Below are 18,344 nucleotides of genomic sequence, written 5' to 3'. Positions count from 1 at the left end.
GTCTGCCAGCTTGACGAGTTCAGGATCGGGTTTTTCTCTTTTGTTGCGTTTCGCTACGGTCATCTGTGCTCCTGTTGCTGACAGTTTCCTGCCAAATGACCGTTTACACAAAAATTTTTACACCCTCCGCATCGATTGATGCAGTCGGAGCGGCCTGCACGCCGCCCGGCCAAATTCGTCGGCACGCGTCGTCGGTTGACGACGCGCGCCCCCACTTAAAAGAACCCAAGCGCCTCCGCCTGATAGCTCACCAGCAGACACTTCGTCTGCTGATAATTCGACAACGCCGTCTTGTGCGTTTCCCGTCCGATCCCCGACTGCTTGTATCCGCCGAATGCCGCATGCGCCGGATACAGGTGGTAGCAGTTGGTCCACACGCGTCCCGCCTCGATCTCACGTCCCATCCTGTATGCGCGGGTGCCGTCGCGGGTCCACACGCCGGCGCCCAGGCCATAGTACGTGTCGTTCGCGAGTTCGATCGCTTGCTGTTCGTCCTTGAACGTCATCACCGAGGCCACCGGCCCGAAAATCTCCTCCTGGAACACGCGCATATCGTTGTTGCCGAACAGCATGGTCGGCTTCACGTAGAAGCCCTCGCCGAGACCGGCGCCGGGCGTCGTGCGCTCGCCACCGACGAGGCACCGCGCCCCTTCGTCCCGGCCGATGTCAATATACGACAGGATCTTGTCGAGCTGTTGCTGCGACGCCTGCGCGCCGATCATCGTGTCGAGGTCCAGCGGGTGGCCGGCCTTGATGCGCTCCACGCGGGCGATCGCTTTCTCGATGAAGCGCTCATAGATCGACTCCTGAACCAGCACGCGCGACGGGCACGTACACACTTCGCCCTGATTCAGCGCGAACATCGCGAGACCTTCGAGCGCCTTGTCGAGGAACGCGTCGTCGCGATCGAGCACGTCGGCGAAGAAGATGTTCGGGCTCTTGCCGCCGAGTTCGACCGTCGACGGAATCAGGTTCTCCGCCGCCGCATGCAGGATGCGCTTGCCGACCGGTGTCGAGCCCGTGAATGCGATCTTCGCGATGCGCTTGCTGGTGGCGAGCGCTTCGCCCGCTTCCTTGCCGAAGCCGCTGACGATATTGATGACCCCTGCCGGGAACAGGTCGCCGATCACTTCGATCAGCACGAGGATCGAAGCGGGCGTCTGTTCGGCAGGTTTCATCACGACGCAGCAGCCGGCCGCGAGCGCGGGCGCGAGCTTCCATGCGGCCATCAGCAGCGGGAAATTCCACGGGATTATCTGACCGACTACGCCAAGCGGCTCGTGAAAGTGATAGGCGACCGTGTTGTCGTCGATCTCCGAGATGCTGCCTTCCTGGGCCCGGATACAGCCCGCGAAATAGCGGAAATGATCGACGGCGAGCGGCAAGTCAGCGGCCATCGTTTCGCGGAGCGGCTTGCCGTTGTCGATCGTCTCCGCGACCGCGAGCAGCTTCAGATTCTTTTCCATGCGCTCGGCGACCGCGAGCAGCAAGTTCGCGCGCTCCGTGACCGACGTCTTCGCCCATTTGCGGCGCGCCGCGTGCGCGGCGTCGATGGCGAGATCGATGTCGGCGGCGTTCGAACGGGGCACGCGACAAAACGGTTGCCCGTTGATCGGCGACACGTTGTCGAAATAGTCGCCGCCGGCCGGCGGCACCCACTTGCCGCCGATGTAGTTTTCGTATCGCTGGCGATAGGGATACTCGATGTCGATGCCGAGGGCTTTCAGGTCGAAGGGATTCATCACTTGTCTCCGTTATGTGATGGTGATCGGGTGACTGCGCGGGACGACATCAGGCACGAACCGTACCAATGCGTCGACATACGAAATTTGCGGGGACGCCCCGGCCTGCGCATGCAGAAGTGTTCCGTTTCGGAACAGTCATACGGGCAGCAGGTGTTCAAAAACGCCGCAGACGGGGCCGACGCTGACGCAGATCAATGGCGCTGGCGTGCGCGGATCGTCGCGGGCGGCGGGCGGGCTATCAAACGGAGTATCCTGTCGACACGCATCGAAGCGTCCGGCACGACCCGGATGCCCTCAGGAGGAGACAATGCGCGACGACGTTCATCCGGTCGGCCTTACTGCGGCCAACCGCTCCAATGGCTGGCCCGCACCGGCCATTCAGAAAGCCCACGAACGCTCGGAGACATTCGGCCTTCGCGCATCGATCCGACCGGATTACGACATCCTCTCCGATACGGGCCTCGTGCTGAAGCGTGAACAGAACCAGACGCTGTGCGCGCATGCAATGCCCATCATGGAGACGCTGCGCGAGCAGATCGTCAACACGCAAAGCATGATTGTGTTGACCAACGCCGAAGGCTTGATCCTGCATTCGATCGGCGATGACGACTTCCTGCATCGCGCCGAAAAAGTGGCGCTGCGGCCCGGCGCGAACTGGGCCGAGGATCGCCAGGGCACCAACGCGATCGGCACCTCGCTGGCCGAGGGCTGTGCGATGGTCGTGCATGGCGACCAGCACTATCTGGCGGCAAACCGCTTCCTGACCTGTTCGAGTGTGCCGATTCTCGATCCGTACGGCGATCTGATCGGCGTGCTCGACGTGACCGGCGATTACCGCAGCTATCACCAGCACACGATGGCACTGGCGAAGATGTCGGTGCAGATGATCGAAAATCATCTGTTCTCGACCGCGTTTCGCGACGTGCTGCAAGTGTCCTTTCATGGACGGCCGGAGTTCCTTGGCACGCTGATGGAAGGGATCATTGCGTTCACGCACGATGGCCGCTTTCTGTCCGCGAATCGGAGCGCGCAGTTTCAGTTCGGCTTGCCGCTCGCCGCGCTGCGCACGCATACGCTGTCGTCGCTGTTTCAGATCTCGTATGCGCAATTGATCGACCGGTTGACGCATGGCGTCGCGCCGCATTTGATGCTGAATCTGCACAACGGTGCGGTGGTATGCGCGCGTGCGCAGTTTCAGCGGACTTCATTCGGGCAGGGGCGTGGGGCGGTCGATGTTGATGTTGCGGCCGCATCGCGACCGGCGCGAGCGAATGGGCCGCGCCCGGAGACGGGACTGTCGCGTCTCAGCGATCTCGACACTGGCGATGCTCGCGTGTCCGCGCTGATCGCGAAGCTTCGCAGGGTGCTCGGCAAGGACATTCCGATTCTGATCGCCGGCGAGACCGGCACCGGCAAGGAGTTGCTCGCGCAGGCGATTCACAACGATTCGCCGCGTCGCGACAGGCCGTTCGTCGCGGTCAACTGTGCGTCGATTCCCGAGTCGCTGATCGAATGCGAGCTGTTCGGTTATGAAGAGGGCGCGTTCACCGGCGCGCGGCGCAAAGGATCGATCGGCAAGCTGATGCAGGCGAATGGCGGCACGCTGTTTCTCGATGAGATCGGTGATATGCCGTATTCATTGCAGGTGCGGCTGCTGCGCGTGTTGCAGGAGCGGCTTGTGACGCCGCTTGGGGCGACGAGAGCGCTTCCTGTTGATGTTTCCATTATCTGCGCGACACATCGAAACCTGCGCGAGATGATTGCGCAAAACCAGTTTCGTGAGGATCTTTACTATCGGATCAACGGGCTTGCGGTTCGGTTGCCGTCGTTGCGTGAGCGGAGCGATCTCGCGGTCGTGGTCGAGAAGATGTTGCAGCGGGAATCAGTTGAATGCGGGGGGCGGCGCTCGCTCAGTGTTGCGCCGGATGTGATGGCCGAGTTCGCGCGGCATGCGTGGCCAGGCAACTGCCGGCAACTGGCTAATCTGCTGCGCACCGCGGCGGCGATGGTGGAGGACGATAGAGAGATCCGGTGGGAGCATCTGCCGGATGATTTTCTGGATGATGTCCGTGGCGCGCGTTGCCGCAGTGGCGAGGCTGATCACGGGGAGGCCGCTGCATCGGCTGCGGACACGCTTGCTGCTGGCGATGCGTTGGTGCCCGACGGCGCACGGTTGCAGGATGTCACCGCGTCGGCGGTCGCGATGACGGTAGCGCGCTATGGCGGCAACGTGTCGGCCGCGGCGCGTGCGCTTGGGGTGTCGCGGAACACTATTTATCGCAAGATGCCGGCGACGCAGTCGGGACGCCCGGGGGGTGATGATTGACGCGCGAGCTTTCTGCTTGCGGCCGAAACCTGCGCTGTCTTCGACGCATCCGCTCGGCGAATCAGTGACCACCGCACACTACCGGTGACTTTCCGATCGATTCGAACCCGGTGCGTATGTGGGAGCGTATCGGGGAGTTCATTGGCTAGCCCGTCCATGACCGCTGTCACAGCGGTCATGGACGGCCAAAAGAAAACAAAATTGTCAGCGGGTCTGCCCTTCGATCTGTTGTCGCAGACGCTTTTCCTGTTCCTGGAGTTCAGGCGTAAAGGCCTCGCCAAAGTCCGCGGGTTCAAAGAAAGGCCGAATCTCGATCTCTGAATCACTCACCATTGGATTCGGACAACGCTTCACCCATTCGATTGCTTCGTCCATCGATTGAACCTGCCAGAGCCAATAGCCCGCGATCAATTCCTTGACCTCGGCAAATGGACCGTCAACGACGGTTCTGTCTTTCCCGGAAAACTTCACGCGTACGCCTGCGGAACTCGGTTTGAGCCCGTCGCCGCCTTGCATGATCCCGGCCTTCACGAGTTCCTCGTTGTATTTGCCCATCGCCGCGATGAGTTCCATGCCTGGCATTTGCCCGGCTTCGGATTCGGGGGTTGCCTTGATGATGACCATGACACGCATTCGGGTTTCTCCTTTGAAGACGATATTGTTCGGAGGCAAAGCCGCCTCCCGTGACTACGACGGATGATCGTGGGAGAAATCGACATGCGCAAGTCGAGTCTCCGCGACATTCAAGCGGGGTTGAATTATCCGAACAAGCGCGACCATAGCGTGCGTACGCGGCGCGCGCGGTCCTCGAACACGTACGACGCAAGGAGCGCAAACAGACCTGACATCACCCCCGTCGCAATGTGTTCGAGAGCATGAATGCGATACTGGCTAAAGTGAGAGTAGGCATCGCCGATTGCGGTCAGACAGCCGACGAGCAGTGCGTTGCCATAGCGATTCCCGTACCACTTCGCCGCTGGCGTGAAGGTGAGCAGCAGGGCCAGCACACCGGTGAACAGGCCGGTTTTGAATGCGATCGCCCAGTGAGTCAGGCTCAGGACGTTGCCCCAGCTCCCGGGCATACAGGTCATGCATGCGCTAGTTGGCTGCCAGAAACGCTGGATAAACAGTTTGAAGCGGCGTTTCAGTGCGCTTCTCATGAAATACTCCACGATATCTCCCACGCCCAGCCGCGGACGGTCGTCGAGATGCGTTGCATGCTGAAGGCACGACCCAAATCATTCATTCATTCGTGGTGTCGACCATGTGGCTGGCGAGGTAATCGATCAGCGCTCGCACCTTCGACGGAAGGAAGCGATTAGGCGGATACAGCAGCCAGACGGGACCCATATACGGGCGCGCCTCGAATTCCCAATCGACGAGAATCTGAACGAGACTGCCTCGCCGCAGTGCCTGCGCAGCGGCAAAGTCGGGCAAGCTCGCAATGCCCCAATCCTGCAACGCTGCATCAAGACGAGCCCCTGCATGATTCGCGATATAACGCCCCCTCACCTCAAGCGACTGAGTCTCTGTGCCGCGCCGGAAATGCCATCGATTGTCATCGACCGTTTCCCCAAGGTAGAGACATTCGTGGCGTGCGAGATCACGCGGCTCGACTGGCTCCCCGCGCGCGTCGAGATAAGCGGGCGACGCGCACAGCAGCCATTTCACGGTTCCGAGTCGCCGGGCAGCCAGGCCCAACGGAGGCGAACGGGTCAGTCGAATCACAATATCGACGTCCTCACGTAACGGATCGACTTCGCGGTCCTCGAACATCAGCTGCACGTCCACGTCCGGCCAGCTACGCAGAAACTCGGGGATCAGCGGATGAACGACGGATCGTGCGAATGCGATCGGTGCACTGACTCGGACCTTACCTGTCGGCTCGCCAACCCCTTGTCCGGCGATATCGACGGCCCCCGATGCCGCTCCGACCATGTCGCTGCAATACCGGTAGACCTGTGCGCCCGTATCGGTCACCCGGATGCTGCGCGTCGATCGCTCCAGCAATCGCGTGCCAAGCGCTTCTTCAAGGCGTTTGATCTGCCGGCTGACTGTCGACGGCGTGCTGCCTAGCCGTCGCGCGGCTACCGAGAAGTTGCCGGCATCGACCACGCGCGCAAAAGTCGCCATGTCAGGTAACAGCGCAAAAAGTTCAACGGGATTCATTGGCATACTCGCGACGACGGCCGCATCTGTGCGTTCTCGACATAACTGATGTGCGGCATGCACCGATTATGGTTCAGTTCGCAATACTCGACAATCAGGGTTCCTCGACCAGAAACGGAGAATCCATCGTGTCGCATCAAAAACGCTGGCTCTGGATATCGGACCTGATGCTGCTGGCAGTCGCGATGGTGTGGGGCACCAGCTACGGGGTCGTGAAAGGCGCCCTCGCGTTCTATCCCGTGTTGGGGCTGCTGGCACTGCGCTTTGGGTTGACGTTCTTTTTGTTGTTGCCTGCATTGCGTTCGCTCCGGTATGCCAAGGCGTCCGCGATAGTCGGTAGTTTGGGGACGGGCGGACTACTGCTAGGCATCTTTTTGTCGGAGACGTTCGGAATATCAATGACACGCGCGTCAAACGCGGCGTTTCTCATCAGCTTGTGTGTCGTGCTGACGCCAATCGTCGAATGGGGGCTGCTGCGAAGAAAGCCGTCGAGCGGCGAGTGGTTGGCCGTTGTCTTGTCGTTGGCGGGCGCCTCATTGGTGAGTGGTGGCGTGTTCATCCCGACGGCGGGCGACGCGCTGATTCTTCTGGCTGCACTGCTCCGTGCATTGATGGTGTGCGTGACCAAGCGTGTGATGCGCGACTCGGCGCTTGCGCCCTTGTCGGTGACGGCGGTTCAGGCAGGCACGGTCGCGCTCGGCAGTCTTGTCGCTGCTCTGGTGTGCGCGCCTCAACAATGGCGTCCGCTGCCGACGCTGGCCGGGCATGGCATGTTCTGGGTGAGCATCGGTTATCTGGTGCTCGCATGCACGCTGTTCGCCTTCTTCGCGCAAAATTTTGCCGTTAAACGCAGTAGCCCAACTCGCGTGGCGCTGTTGATGGGAAGCGAACCGGCGTTTGGCGCGCTGTTCGCGTACACATGGCTTGGGGAGCAGCTTTCGATATGGGGCTGGCTTGGAGGGGGGCTGATGGTATTTGCGTCTGTACTGGCGACAGTCCCCTGGCAAAGGAGCGTCAACCCCCCTGTCGATATGCATCCGGTGGTCTCTAACGACGCGTGACGGCGCACATCGTCCGCTATGGTTTAGCGTCACGCGAGACGAAAAGCGGCTGCCGACGATGTATACAGCCCCGTCGAGCGTCCCTTGGTGGCCGACCCATGCCTCATGCTGTTGGCAAAAGTCGGCCTGCATCTGTGATTCGATGTTACTTCGGCGAACCCGGTTTATTTATCAACCATCTTCGCCGGCACACTAATAGCAAGCAAACCGCCGAGCACCATAAAAGCCGCGAGCATATACATTCCCGAATCATTAGCTGCGGTAACCTGCTTCAACCACCCCACAGCGTAAGGACTCAGGAAACCCGCAAGATTCCCGATCGAATTAATCATCGCAATCCCGGCAGCGGCGCCGGTGCCCGCCAGAATCGCCGTAGGCAGACTCCAGAACAACGGCAACGTGGTCAGGATGCCCATCGTAGCCAGCGTCAACCCCGCCATGGCCAGCACGGTGTTATGCGTCCAAACGACGGAAAGCACGAGCCCGACAGCCCCAGCAAACGCCGGCACCGCAATATGCCACCGACGCTCCCGCGACCGATCCGCACTTCGCGCCACGAACACCATCGCCACGACGGCTGCGGCAAACGGCACCGCCGACAGCAGGCCGATCACGAACGCATCGGTGACGCCGGTGGATTTGATAATCGTCGGCAACCAGAAGCTCACCCCATAAAGCCCCATCACAAACGAGAAATAGGTGAGGCTCAACATCAACACTCGCCCACTAGTGAGCACTTGCCGAATCGGCATATCGTGCTTGGTCGCTTCTTCAGCCGATACTTGACTCTCAAGCAACTGCCGCTCTTCACGAGTGAGCCACTTCGCCTTCGAAATCCGATCATCGAGCATCACAAACACGATGATCCCGACGAGCACCGACGGCACCCCTTCGAGCAGAAACAGCCACTGCCACCCGTGCCACCCATTCACGCCGTTGAAGTTCTTCAGGATATAACCCGAAACAGGTCCACCAATCACCCCCGACAACGCAATCGCGGTCATAAACCAGGTCGTCATCCGCCCGCGCCGATGCGCCGGATACCAGTAGGTGAGGTACAAAATGATGCCAGGAAAGAACCCCGCCTCGGCCAGCCCGAGCAGAAAGCGCATCACATAAAACATCGTCGGCGTGGTGACGAGCATCGTCAGCATCGAGATCACGCCCCACGAAATCATGATCCGCGCGATCCACACGCGCGCGCCGACCTTGTGCAGGATCACGTTGCTCGGCACTTCGAAGATGAAATAGCCGAGAAAGAAAATCCCCGCGCCGAAGCCGTACACCGCGTCGCTCAAGCCGAGGTCGGTGCTCATTCCCAACTTGGCGAAGCCGACGTTCACGCGGTCCAGATACGCGACGATGTAGCAGAGCATCAGAAGCGGCGCGAGCCGCCACGAGACCTTGCGGTAGGTGGCTTCTTCGAACGTCGAACCCGGCGCGCCAGCGCCGGGATGGTGCAGCGGATCTGCAGGACTAGCCATGACTGTGTCTCCTCATTTTTATGGAATTGAAGTATCGCCGCCGATCGATTCTAGCCGCGCCGGCTCTTTTGCACGACGAATGCATATTGGGGGGAAACACTGACTGCGCACGCAACGCATGCGCAGCGCTTCGCTTACCGCTACACGCAGCGCCCCCCATCCACTTCGAGGCACACGCCGGTAATAAACTCCGCCTCATCCGAAGCCAGATACAGCGCGGCATTCGCAATGTCCTGCGGCGTCGAAAACCGCCCGAGCGGAATCCCCGCCAGAAACTTCTGCCGATTCTGCGGCGTATCCTCGACGCCCATGAATTCGGCCAGCAACGCGGTCTCACCGATCACCGGATTCACGCAGTTCACGCGAATCCGCTCCGGCCCGAGCTCGACCGCGAGCGACTTGCTCGCGATGATCACCGCGCCCTTGCTGCCGTTGTACCAGACGAGCCCCGGCCGCGGCCGCACGCCCGCCGTCGACGCGATATTGATGAAGCTGCCGCCGCCTTGCTCGCGAAAATACGGCACGAACTCCTGCACGCTCCAGTAGATGCTCTTCACGTTCACCGCATAGACGCGGTCGAACTCGGCCTCGGTCACTTCGAGCACCGGCTTGTTGCGATGCGTGGTGCCCGCGTTGTTGACAATGATCTGCACGCTGCCGAAGTCTTCGAGCGCGGCCTCGCGCAGCGTGCGCCAGTCGTCGCGTTGCGCGACGTTGCCGGGCACCGCGATCGCCTTGCCGCCCGCAATCGCGATCTCGCTCGCGACGCGTTCAGCGGCCGGTCCGTCGAGATCGTTGACCACGACGTTCGCGCCTTCGCGCGCAAAGGTCTTCGCGATGCCTTCGCCGAAACCCGAACCGCCGCCCGTGACGATGGCCGTTTTACCTGTCAGCCGCATGATGTCTCCGTTGTTTGTGATGGATAGAGTGCTGCGTGCTCCGAATCCGCTAGCCGTGCCGGATCGCAATCGTCTTCAGCACCGTAAAGCCATACAGGGCCTCGAAGCCTTTCTCGCGACCATGCCCCGAATGCTTGACGCCGCCGAACGGCAACTCGACGCCGCCGCCCGCGCCATAGTTGTTGATGAACACCTGGCCCGAGCGCACGCGTCGCGCGAGCCGCATCTGGCGCGCGCCGTCGCATGTCCAGATACCGGCGACGAGCCCGAACTGCGTGCCGTTCGCGAGCGCGAGCGCTTCGTCTTCATTGCGGAACGACATCGCGGCGAGCACCGGACCGAATACTTCGTCGCGCGCGAGCCGGTGGCTCGCGGGCACGTCGCGCAGCAACGTCGGCGCCTGATAGAAGCCGCTTTCGGGCGCTTCGGGAACCACTTCGCCGTGCGCGGCCATCGCGATGCCGTCGTGCTGCGCATCGGACAGGAAGTCCCACACGCGCTGCTGTTGTTTCGCGCTGATCAGCGGCCCGCAGTCGAGATCGGCAGTCGATGGCCCGACGCGCAGCGCCTGGAATGCGTTGGTGAGCCTGTCGAGCAGCGGCTCGTAAATCGCCTGGTCGATCAGCACGCGGCTGCCCGCCGAACAGGTTTGCCCGGCGTTCTGCACGATCGCGGAGATCAGCACCGGCAGCGCGGCGTCGAGATCGGCGTCGGCGAACACGATTTGCGGCGACTTGCCGCCGAGTTCGAGCGTGACCGGCACATGGTTCTCGGCGGCCATCTGGGTGACGAGCTTGCCGGTTTCGGGCGATCCCGTGAACGAGATGTGATCGATGCCCGCATGACGCGCGAGCGCGGCGCCCGCTTCGTGTCCATAGCCGGTCACGATATTTAGCGCGCCAACCGGCAGGCCGGCTTCGGCGGCGAGTTCGGCGACCCGCAGCACCGACAGGCACGCGTCCTCGGCCGGTTTGACGACGCACGCGTTGCCGGTTGCGAGCGCCGCGCCGACGCTGCGCCCGACAATCTGCATCGGATAGTTCCACGGCACGATGTGACCGGTTACGCCGTGCGGTTCGCGGATCGTCAGGACCGTGTAGCCGGACTGGTAGGGCAGGGTTTCGCCATGCAGCTTGTCGGCCGCGCCGGCGTAGTACTCGAAATAGCGGGTGAGGGCGGCGGCGTCGGCGCGCGCCTGCCTGAGCGGCTTGCCGGTGTCGCGCGCTTCGAGCTGCGCAAGGTCTTCCTGGCGCGCGGCCACCAGCAGCGACAGCCGGTACAGTACGCGGCCGCGCTCGGCGGCGCTCAGCGCACCCCATGCGCCGTCGAATGCGCGGCGCGCCGCATGCACGGCGGTGTCGATATCGGCCTCGGTGCCGCGCGCGATGCGCGTGAACGGCTGGCCGTCCGACGGATCGAGTACGGCGATCGATTCGCCGCCGGAAGCGGCGCACCACTCGCCGCCGATGAAATGCCGGGCTTCTTCCATGCATGCTCCTTGAAGATGGCGCGGCCGGCGTGCGGCGGCGCGGATTCGAAGGGGAAACACAAAACGATAGAGACGGGAAGCGTGAGTCGCCAGACGATTATCGCGCCGATCCAACCGCGGATGCCATCTGCCGATTGGCTATAATGGCGCATTCCGCACGGTCCGGCGCGTGGCCCCGTCGTTCGGGGCAATAGGGTTTCAGGGTTCGGCGTTTGCGGTTCGCACACAGTTCGCACCGTATCCGCAGCCCGCGCGCCGTTCGCCGCCTTCCGATTTCCATCCCCTTCAGAGAGCGCTCATGAGCTTCAATCACGTTCCCGCAGGCAAAGACCTTCCGCACGATTTCAACGTCATCATCGAAATCCCGGCGCAAAGCGATCCGGTGAAGTACGAAGCCGACAAGGACCTGGGCCTGCTCGTGGTCGACCGTTTCATCGGCACCGGCATGCGCTATCCGGCCAACTACGGCTTCATTCCGAAGACGCTGTCGGGCGACGGCGACCCGGTCGACGTGCTGGTGATCACGCCGTTCCCGCTGCTGGCAGGCTCGGTCGTGCGCGCCCGCGCGCTCGGCATGCTGCAGATGACCGATGAGTCGGGCGTCGACGCGAAGCTGATCGCCGTGCCGCACGACAAGATCTGCCCGATGACGGCGAACCTGAATTCGGTCGACGACGTGCCCGCGTACCTGAAGGACCAGATCAAGCACTTCTTCGAGCAGTACAAGGCGCTCGAAAAAGGCAAGTGGGTCAAGGTCGAAGGCTGGGCCGACGTTGATGCCGCCCACAAGGAAATCAGCGAAGGCGTGGCGAACTACAAGAACTAAGCCGCGCCGCGGTTCGTCCGCTCGCTGCATGCAGTACGAAAACCGCGCGAGTCCGCAAGGACCGCGCGGTTTTTTCATGCGATTTGTGCGGCGTTCGACTAGCGTGAAATGAGCGCCCACCATTTTCGTGTCGCACGCTTCGTGTTGCACATAATGCGCATAACCCGAATGCATCGCCACGATGAACGGAACGCATTTTTATATTTAGGTGTAAACCCTTATCATTCGCCGCACGACCTCGCGCGCGAACTCACTGCTCGATCCCCGCGGGTTTCCATCACTTCAAAAAAGCACTGTCCGGATGATGAACCGCAGCAAGTCCCACTCGACGTCGCCGCGCTGGTCGACCCGGCTGCACTCGGTCGTCACCGCGATCTACCGCAAGCGGCCGGTCTGGATGGTGTCGTTCGCGGCGAGCGAGGCGAGTCTGTCGGAGGGCCTGCGAGCGGCGTGCGCGTCGACCGCGATGCTGGCGCTCGGCAACCTGCTGCACGATCCGGTGTTCGCATGGGCCGCGATCGGCGCTTTCTGGACCTGCCTCGCCGATGCGGCTGGCTCGAACCGCGCGCGCTTCATGTCGATGATGAGCTTTGCGCTGCTGTCGACGCTGTGCGGCGGCGTCACCGCTTTCGCGTCCGCGTCGGGCAACGCGCTGGCAGCGCTCGCGGTGCTCGCGTTCGCGACGCTCGGCGCGTTCGGCCGCATCTGGGGAGCGGCCACCTCGCAGGTGACGATCCTCGCGGCGACCGCCTGCGTCGTGATGGTCGATCGGCCGATGCACGACGCGCGCGCGGGTGTCGCGTTTCTCGGCGTCTATCTGGTCGGCTGCCTGTTCGCGATCGTGCTGAGCCTGACCGTGTGGCGCATCCATCCGTTCGGCACGAGCCGCGCGTCGTTGCGCGCGGTGTATCTGCGCCTCGCCGATGTCGCCTTCGATAGCGCGCGTCTGGTCGGCGAACGTGCCGCGCCGCGCGAATGGGCCACGCATGCCGCGCGCTTTCGCGCCGATGCGCGCGCGTCGCTCGAACGTTCACGCGACGCGCTCGCGAGCGTGCCCGCCTCGAAAGCGGGCGGCGCTGCCGTCTATGACACGTTGCTTGGCTTGTTGACCGACGGCGAAGCGTTGTTCGCCTATCTGATCGCGGTGTCGGGCGCGGGCGAGAAAGTGCCCGACGATCGGCGCCGCACGCAACGCGCGGCGCGCTTGCTGAATGCGATCGGCGTAGTGCTCAGCGACATCGGCAGCGCGACCGGCGACGCGCGCTGGGAACGTCTCGCCGATCCGCAGGCGCGTCTGCGGCGCCTCGCGGATCGGCTCGAAAGCGCGTTGCCCGAACCGGTGAAGCTGTTATCCGGTTTCGAGCTCGTCGATTTCGCACCGCGTGAGGTGCACGTCGAGCCGTGGGGCGCGTGTGTCGCGCGTTACACCGCGCGCGCCTGGTCGACGCTGAAGGCGAACCTGTCGTGGCAGTCGGTCGGCTTGCGCCATGCGGCGCGTGTCGGCGTGACGACGACGGCGGGCTTCGTCGTGATTCGCGCGCTTGGTCTGCCATTCGGCTACTGGGCGACGATGGCGACGGTGCTGATCCTGCAGCCGTCGATTGCGGCGACGTGGCCGCGCAGCGTCGAGCGCGCGGCGGGCAGCATCGTCGGCGGCGTGCTTGCGGCGGCGATCGGCTATGCGATTCATTCGCCGCTCGGCATCTCGCTCGCCGTGTTCCCGCTCGTGATGGCGACGATGGCGCTGCGCCCCGTCAGCTACAGCCTGTTCGTGCTGTTCCTGACGCCGGCCTTCGTGCTGGTCGCCGACTTCGCGACGCCGGGCGCCAACGAGTTGGCGTTCGCGCTGACGCGGCTCGGCAACAACGTGCTCGGCTGCGTGCTCGCGCTGCTTGCGACGTTCCTTCTATGGCCGACGCGCGAGAAGCTCGACCTGCGCGTTTATCTCGGCGACGCGGTGCGCGCGAATCTCGCGTATCTGCGCGCGTCGCTCGAAGCGCCTCGGCACAGCGGCAAGGAGATCGAGCAGTTGCGCCGCGCCGCGGGTCTCGCCAGCAACAACGCGGAAGAAGCGATCGGCCGCGTGCGCCTCGAAAAGCTCGAGGACTCGATGGCCGATACGGTCACGCTGACGATGCTGAGTCTGCTGCGGCGAATGGCGGGCACCGCGACGCAGCTGCGCCTCACCGCGAACCGTCGCGACATGCATAACGAACTCGACGAATGGGTCGCGGCGATGAGTGCGGCGATCGAGGCCGCGTTGAACCGCACGTTACGGCCGGTCTGGCTCGAATTGCCCGCGCGCGAGCAGTTGACGTCGCTGGAGGCGGACGTGGTTGGCGAACTGGCGCGTGTGCATCGGCTGTTGACGGAGAGGATGCGGGAAGCGAGGGGATAGCCCGACTCAACTGGAACTATCGCCGTCTTCGGCGTCAGCATTTGCCGCCACCACCGGCAACACCGACTGCAGCGTGAACACCCCGGCGGCCAGCGCGCGCTTATCCGCCGCCGTGAGCCGCTTGACCCAATACTCGGCGCTCGACGCGCTCGACCGGTCCGCCAGCTCGAACGACGCCAGCAGCCGCACCGGCTTGCGCGAGCGCGTATAACGCGCGCCCGTGCCGCTCACGTGTTTGTCGAAGCGCGCGGCGACATCGGTCGCGATGCCGGTATAGACGCTGCCGTCCGAGCATTCGAGCAGATAGAGAAACCACGCCATGACCGCGCTTCTAGCCTTTGAACGGATTGTGTTCGCGCAGCTCGTCCACGTACGCGTGGATGCTGTTCTTTTCGTTATCGAGGAAATGACCGACCGCGTCGGCGAACGCCGGATGCGCGAGCCAATGCGCCGAGCGCGTGACCGTCGGCAGAAAGCCGCGCGCCATCTTGTGCTCGCCCTGCGCGCCGCCTTCGAATGCGCCGAGCTTTGCTTCGATGCAGAATTCGAGCGGCTGATAGTACGCGGTTTCGAAGTGCAGACACGGCACGTGTTCGAGCGCGCCCCAGTAGCGACCATACAAGGTGCCGCCGGTCTTGTCGTCGCGCTGATAGACGACGAGCGAGCTGGCGATCGGCTTGCCCTCGTATTCGGCGATCACGAGCAGCAGATTCTCAGGCATCGACGCGCCGATCATCCGGAAGAAATCGAGGTTCAGATACGGACTCGAGAAATGCTCGCGATAGGTTTGCCGATAGCACTTGCTGAAGAAGCGCCAGTCGGCATCCTTGATGTCTTCGCCGCGGATCCTTCGCATCGTCACGCCCGCGTCGCGCACCTTGCGACGTTCGGCGCGGATGTTCTTGCGCTTCTTCTGTTCGAGCGTCGACAGAAAGTCTTCGAAGTCGCGATAGCCGTCGTTGAGCCAGTGAAACTGCACGCCTTCGCGTTGCATCATGCCGATGTCGGTGAGCGCGTCCGCTTCGCGTTGCGTCGGAAACAGCACATGCAGCGACGACACCTCGGCCTGTTCGGCGAACGCCATCAAGGTGGCCGCGAGATGGCGCAACGCGTGCTCATTCGTCGACAGCAGCCGGTTGCCCTGCACCGGCGTGAACGGCACCGCGCACAACAGCTTCGGGTAATAGGGCAGACCGTTGCGCTTGTACGCGTCGGCCCAGGCCCAGTCGAACACGTACTCGCCGTACGAATGGCCTTTCAGGTAGACGGGTGTCGCCGCCGCGAGCTTGCCCGTGCGCGAGTCGGTCAGCGTGACGAATTGCGGCGCCCAACCGGTGCCGGGAACCGCGCATTGCGTCGCGTTCAGCGCGCTCAGAAACTCGTGCCGCAAAAACGGCGTGGGCTGCGGCTGCGCGGCGAGGAGGGCGTTCCACTCGGCGGCGTCCACCTCGGAGGGCGATGCCAGAATGCCCGTGCGATAATCGATACGTTGCTGGTTCAATCTGAGTGACTGTTTGCAATGAGCGGCGCGGCGCTGTGAAGCTGAAGCGGCCACGTCGTTCGTTGAGTTCGTTTATCCGGTTGTCCAATTCCGTCGAGCCATCGAGCCGCGGTACCGCGAGCCGTGAAGGCTTGCCTGTCGATCCTGCCATGAAGACCCGAATCGCTCTTGCTCAAATCAATGTCACCGTCGGCGACTTCGCCGGCAACGTCGCGAAGATCGTGGCGGCCGCGCGCGCCGCGCACAGCGATGGTGCGAAGCTGCTGGTCGCGCCTGAACTCGCGCTGTCGGGTTATCCGCCCGAAGACCTGCTGCTGCGCCCCGCGTTCTATACCGCGAGCGCGGCCGCGTTGGCCGATCTCGCCGCGCAGTTGAAGCCGTTCACTGGCCTGCATGTGATCGTCGGTCATCCGCTGCGCGACGGGTCGGACAACCTGGCGCACGGCCATGGTAATGCAAACGCGCCGATCGAGCGCGGCGTGCCGCCGGTCGATACGTTCAACGCGGCGTCGCTGATCGTCGACGGCGAAGTGAAGGGCACCTATCGCAAGCAGGATCTGCCGAATACGGAGGTGTTCGACGAGAAGCGCTACTTCGCCTCCGACCCGCAGCCGTTCGTGTTCGAACTCGACGGCGTCAAGTACGGTGTCGTGATCTGCGAGGACGCGTGGCATGCGTCGGCCGCGCAGATGGCGAAGGCCGCGGGCGCGCAGGTGCTGCTGATTCCGAACGGCTCGCCATATCACCTCAACAAGGAAGCGGTGCGCTTCGACATCCTGCGCGCGCGGATTCGCGAGACCGGTATTCCTATGGTCTACGTGAACATGGTCGGCGGCCAGGACGAACTCGTGTTCGACGGCGGTTCGTTCGTGCTCGACGCGCGGGGCGAACTGGTCGCGAAGCTCGCGCAGTTCGAGGAAGCCACGGCAATCGTCGAGTTCGACGACGGCACGCCGCTGGCGGCCGCGCTCGCACCGGAGCAATCGCTCGAAGCGCAGGTGTACGCGGCGCTCGTGATGGGTGTGCGCGACTACATCGGCAAGAACGGTTTTCCGGGCGCGCTGATCGGTCTGTCGGGCGGCGTCGATTCGGCGCTCGTGCTGGCCGTGGCGTGCGATGCGCTCGGTGCCGACAAGGTGCGCGCGGTGATGATGCCGTCGCGTTACACCGCCGACATCTCGGCCACCGACGCCGCCGAGATGGCGCGCCGCGTCGGCGTGCGATACGACGAGATCGCGATTGCGCCGATGTTCGATGCGTTCCGCGGCTCACTCGCCGAAGAGTTCGCGGGCCGCGCCGAAGATGCGACCGAAGAAAACATTCAGGCGCGCATTCGCGGCACGCTGCTGATGGCGCTGTCGAACAAGTTCGGCTCGATCGTGCTGACCACCGGCAACAAGAGCGAGATGGCGGTCGGCTACTGCACGCTGTACGGTGACATGGCCGGCGGCTTCGCGGTCATCAAGGACATCGCCAAGACGCTCGTGTACCGGCTGTGCCGCTATCGCAACGCGGCCACCACGTTTGCGACGCGCGACGTGATTCCCGAGCGCATTCTGACGCGCGCGCCGTCGGCGGAGCTGCGCGAGAACCAGACCGATCAGGACAGTCTGCCCGAATACGAAGTACTCGACGCGATCATGCGCATGTACATGGAAGAGGACCGTTCGCTCGCGGAGATCGTTGCCGCGGGCTATCCGGTCGATGACGTGAAGCGCGTCACGCGCCTGATCAAGATCAACGAGTACAAGCGCCGCCAGGCGCCGATCGGCATTCGCGTCACACATCGCGCGTTCGGCCGCGACTGGCGTTATCCGATCACGTCGCGCTACACCGAGCCGATCGAGTGAAAGACCATACGCGCGCGCGGATGCCGCAATGCATCCGGCGCGGCGTAGAATAAAAATCATCCTTCTCCTTTCCACTCTTCCCCATCAAGAGACGAGGTTCGCCATGAAGCGCATCACCGCAGTCATCAAACCGTTCAAACTCGACGAAGTGCGCGAGGCGCTCGCGGAAGTCGGCCTCACGGGCCTGACCGTTACCGAGGTCAAGGGCTTTGGCCGCCAGAAAGGGCATACCGAGCTCTATCGTGGTGCAGAGTACGTGGTCGACTTTCTGCCGAAAGTGAAGATCGAAGTCGTGGTCGCGGACAGTCAATGCGATCAGGTGATCGACGCGATCATCGGCGCGGCGCGTACCGGCAAGATCGGCGACGGCAAGATCTTCATCGCGGACGTCGAGCGCGTGATCCGTATCCGTACCGGCGAAGAGAACGAAGCAGCGGTATAAGCTGCGCAAGCACGCACCGGCCTGGTGCGCGCAACGACTCAAAATCGCGCGCCGAATAAAAAACGGTGCAATACCCTCGCGGATATTGCACCGATACGCGCCTCTCGCAGCAGCGTGAAAAAGATTCTCTTGGAGAATTCTGTGTTACGCCCCG

Annotated in this window: 15 protein-coding genes; 6 read left to right on the top strand and 9 right to left on the bottom strand. The window is 63.0% G+C overall.

All coding sequences use genetic code 11. The features are described from left to right. Window positions 1-215: 215 nt before the first annotated feature. Window positions 216-1,742, bottom strand: a complete 1,527-nt coding sequence (gene exaC, locus F6X42_RS15995; RefSeq protein ID WP_187635146.1) for an acetaldehyde dehydrogenase ExaC — start codon at window positions 1,740-1,742, stop codon at window positions 216-218. A 310-nt stretch (window positions 1,743-2,052) separates the two neighbouring features. Here exaC and F6X42_RS15990 point away from each other — a divergent pair, with 310 nt between their 5' ends. After that, on the top strand, window positions 2,053-4,071 hold the full coding sequence (locus F6X42_RS15990; protein WP_187635145.1) for a sigma-54-dependent Fis family transcriptional regulator: 2,019 nt from the start codon (window positions 2,053-2,055) through the stop codon (window positions 4,069-4,071). A 204-nt stretch (window positions 4,072-4,275) separates the two neighbouring features. Here the strand turns inward: F6X42_RS15990 and F6X42_RS15985 are convergent, their stop codons facing one another. The 3 genes from F6X42_RS15985 to F6X42_RS15975 all read right to left on the bottom strand — a co-directional run bounded on the left by F6X42_RS15985 (window position 4,276) and on the right by F6X42_RS15975 (window position 6,240). Beyond that, window positions 4,276-4,704 carry a YciI family protein gene (locus tag F6X42_RS15985; RefSeq protein WP_187635144.1) on the bottom strand — a complete coding sequence of 143 codons (429 nt, stop codon included), beginning with the start codon at window positions 4,702-4,704 and terminating at the stop codon, window positions 4,276-4,278. Between the two features lie 125 nt (window positions 4,705-4,829). Next, a complete protein-coding gene (locus F6X42_RS15980) occupies window positions 4,830-5,231 on the bottom strand; it encodes a hypothetical protein (RefSeq protein WP_187635143.1) in 402 nt (133 codons plus the stop codon). Between the two features lie 82 nt (window positions 5,232-5,313). Beyond that, window positions 5,314-6,240 (bottom strand): LysR family transcriptional regulator, encoded by a 927-nt coding sequence (locus F6X42_RS15975; protein ID WP_187635142.1) that lies wholly within the window; start codon window positions 6,238-6,240, stop codon window positions 5,314-5,316. Between the two features lie 128 nt (window positions 6,241-6,368). Between F6X42_RS15975 and F6X42_RS15970 the strand changes: the two genes are divergently transcribed. Next, window positions 6,369-7,301 (top strand): DMT family transporter, encoded by a 933-nt coding sequence (locus F6X42_RS15970; RefSeq protein ID WP_187635159.1) that lies wholly within the window; start codon window positions 6,369-6,371, stop codon window positions 7,299-7,301. 164 nt (window positions 7,302-7,465) lie between these two features. Here F6X42_RS15970 and F6X42_RS15965 read toward each other — a convergent pair whose 3' ends face one another. From F6X42_RS15965 to F6X42_RS15955, 3 genes are all read right to left on the bottom strand, one after another. Then, on the bottom strand, window positions 7,466-8,785 hold the full coding sequence (locus F6X42_RS15965; protein WP_187635141.1) for an MFS transporter: 1,320 nt from the start codon (window positions 8,783-8,785) through the stop codon (window positions 7,466-7,468). Between the two features lie 140 nt (window positions 8,786-8,925). After that, a complete protein-coding gene (locus F6X42_RS15960) occupies window positions 8,926-9,684 on the bottom strand; it encodes an SDR family oxidoreductase (RefSeq protein ID WP_187635140.1) in 759 nt (252 codons plus the stop codon). A 49-nt stretch (window positions 9,685-9,733) separates the two neighbouring features. Then, window positions 9,734-11,173 (bottom strand): aldehyde dehydrogenase family protein, encoded by a 1,440-nt coding sequence (locus F6X42_RS15955; RefSeq protein WP_187635139.1) that lies wholly within the window; start codon window positions 11,171-11,173, stop codon window positions 9,734-9,736. 298 nt (window positions 11,174-11,471) lie between these two features. Here F6X42_RS15955 and ppa point away from each other — a divergent pair, with 298 nt between their 5' ends. Beyond that, window positions 11,472-11,999 (top strand): inorganic diphosphatase, encoded by a 528-nt coding sequence (gene ppa / locus F6X42_RS15950; RefSeq protein WP_187635138.1) that lies wholly within the window; start codon window positions 11,472-11,474, stop codon window positions 11,997-11,999. A gap of 301 nt (window positions 12,000-12,300) precedes the next feature. Then, complete coding sequence (locus F6X42_RS15945; RefSeq protein ID WP_187635137.1) at window positions 12,301-14,397, top strand: FUSC family protein; 2,097 nt, start codon at window positions 12,301-12,303, stop codon at window positions 14,395-14,397. Window positions 14,398-14,403: 6 nt separating this feature from the next. Here F6X42_RS15945 and F6X42_RS15940 read toward each other — a convergent pair whose 3' ends face one another. Together F6X42_RS15940 and F6X42_RS15935 are read right to left on the bottom strand one after the other, a co-directional pair. After that, complete coding sequence (locus F6X42_RS15940; protein ID WP_187635136.1) at window positions 14,404-14,718, bottom strand: GIY-YIG nuclease family protein; 315 nt, start codon at window positions 14,716-14,718, stop codon at window positions 14,404-14,406. Window positions 14,719-14,728: 10 nt separating this feature from the next. Then, the gene (locus F6X42_RS15935) at window positions 14,729-15,898 is read right to left on the bottom strand and encodes a GNAT family N-acetyltransferase (protein ID WP_187635135.1); all 1,170 of its coding nucleotides are present in this window, start codon (window positions 15,896-15,898) and stop codon (window positions 14,729-14,731) included. 149 nt (window positions 15,899-16,047) lie between these two features. Here F6X42_RS15935 and F6X42_RS15930 point away from each other — a divergent pair, with 149 nt between their 5' ends. Together F6X42_RS15930 and glnK are read left to right on the top strand one after the other, a co-directional pair. Further along, window positions 16,048-17,748 (top strand): NAD+ synthase, encoded by a 1,701-nt coding sequence (locus F6X42_RS15930; protein WP_187635134.1) that lies wholly within the window; start codon window positions 16,048-16,050, stop codon window positions 17,746-17,748. Between the two features lie 103 nt (window positions 17,749-17,851). Then, window positions 17,852-18,190, top strand: a complete 339-nt coding sequence (gene glnK / locus F6X42_RS15925; protein ID WP_187635133.1) for a P-II family nitrogen regulator — start codon at window positions 17,852-17,854, stop codon at window positions 18,188-18,190. Window positions 18,191-18,344: the final 154 nt, after the last annotated feature.

The sequence above is a fragment of the Paraburkholderia podalyriae genome (assembly GCF_014397785.1).
GTDB classification, from domain to species: domain Bacteria; phylum Pseudomonadota; class Gammaproteobacteria; order Burkholderiales; family Burkholderiaceae; genus Paraburkholderia; species Paraburkholderia podalyriae.
This window is presented reverse-complemented; position numbering and strand designations above follow the sequence as displayed.

Bases quoted from the DNA above. Each gene is read 5' to 3' on its own strand.
- F6X42_RS15985 (WP_187635144.1), bottom strand. From the start codon at position 4,704: ATGCGTGTCATGGTCATCATCAAGGCAACCCCCGAATCCGAAGCCGGG.
- F6X42_RS15945 (WP_187635137.1), top strand. From the start codon at position 12,301: ATGATGAACCGCAGCAAGTCCCACTCGACGTCGCCGCGCTGGTCGACC.
- F6X42_RS15960 (WP_187635140.1), bottom strand. From the start codon at position 9,684: ATGCGGCTGACAGGTAAAACGGCCATCGTCACGGGCGGCGGTTCGGGT.
- glnK (WP_187635133.1), top strand. From the start codon at position 17,852: ATGAAGCGCATCACCGCAGTCATCAAACCGTTCAAACTCGACGAAGTG.
- ppa (WP_187635138.1), top strand. From the start codon at position 11,472: ATGAGCTTCAATCACGTTCCCGCAGGCAAAGACCTTCCGCACGATTTC.
- F6X42_RS15930 (WP_187635134.1), top strand. From the start codon at position 16,048: ATGAAGACCCGAATCGCTCTTGCTCAAATCAATGTCACCGTCGGCGAC.
- F6X42_RS15955 (WP_187635139.1), bottom strand. From the start codon at position 11,173: ATGGAAGAAGCCCGGCATTTCATCGGCGGCGAGTGGTGCGCCGCTTCC.
- F6X42_RS15980 (WP_187635143.1), bottom strand. From the start codon at position 5,231: ATGAGAAGCGCACTGAAACGCCGCTTCAAACTGTTTATCCAGCGTTTC.
- F6X42_RS15975 (WP_187635142.1), bottom strand. From the start codon at position 6,240: ATGAATCCCGTTGAACTTTTTGCGCTGTTACCTGACATGGCGACTTTT.
- F6X42_RS15990 (WP_187635145.1), top strand. From the start codon at position 2,053: ATGCGCGACGACGTTCATCCGGTCGGCCTTACTGCGGCCAACCGCTCC.
- F6X42_RS15965 (WP_187635141.1), bottom strand. From the start codon at position 8,785: ATGGCTAGTCCTGCAGATCCGCTGCACCATCCCGGCGCTGGCGCGCCG.
- F6X42_RS15940 (WP_187635136.1), bottom strand. From the start codon at position 14,718: ATGGCGTGGTTTCTCTATCTGCTCGAATGCTCGGACGGCAGCGTCTAT.
- exaC (WP_187635146.1), bottom strand. From the start codon at position 1,742: ATGAATCCCTTCGACCTGAAAGCCCTCGGCATCGACATCGAGTATCCC.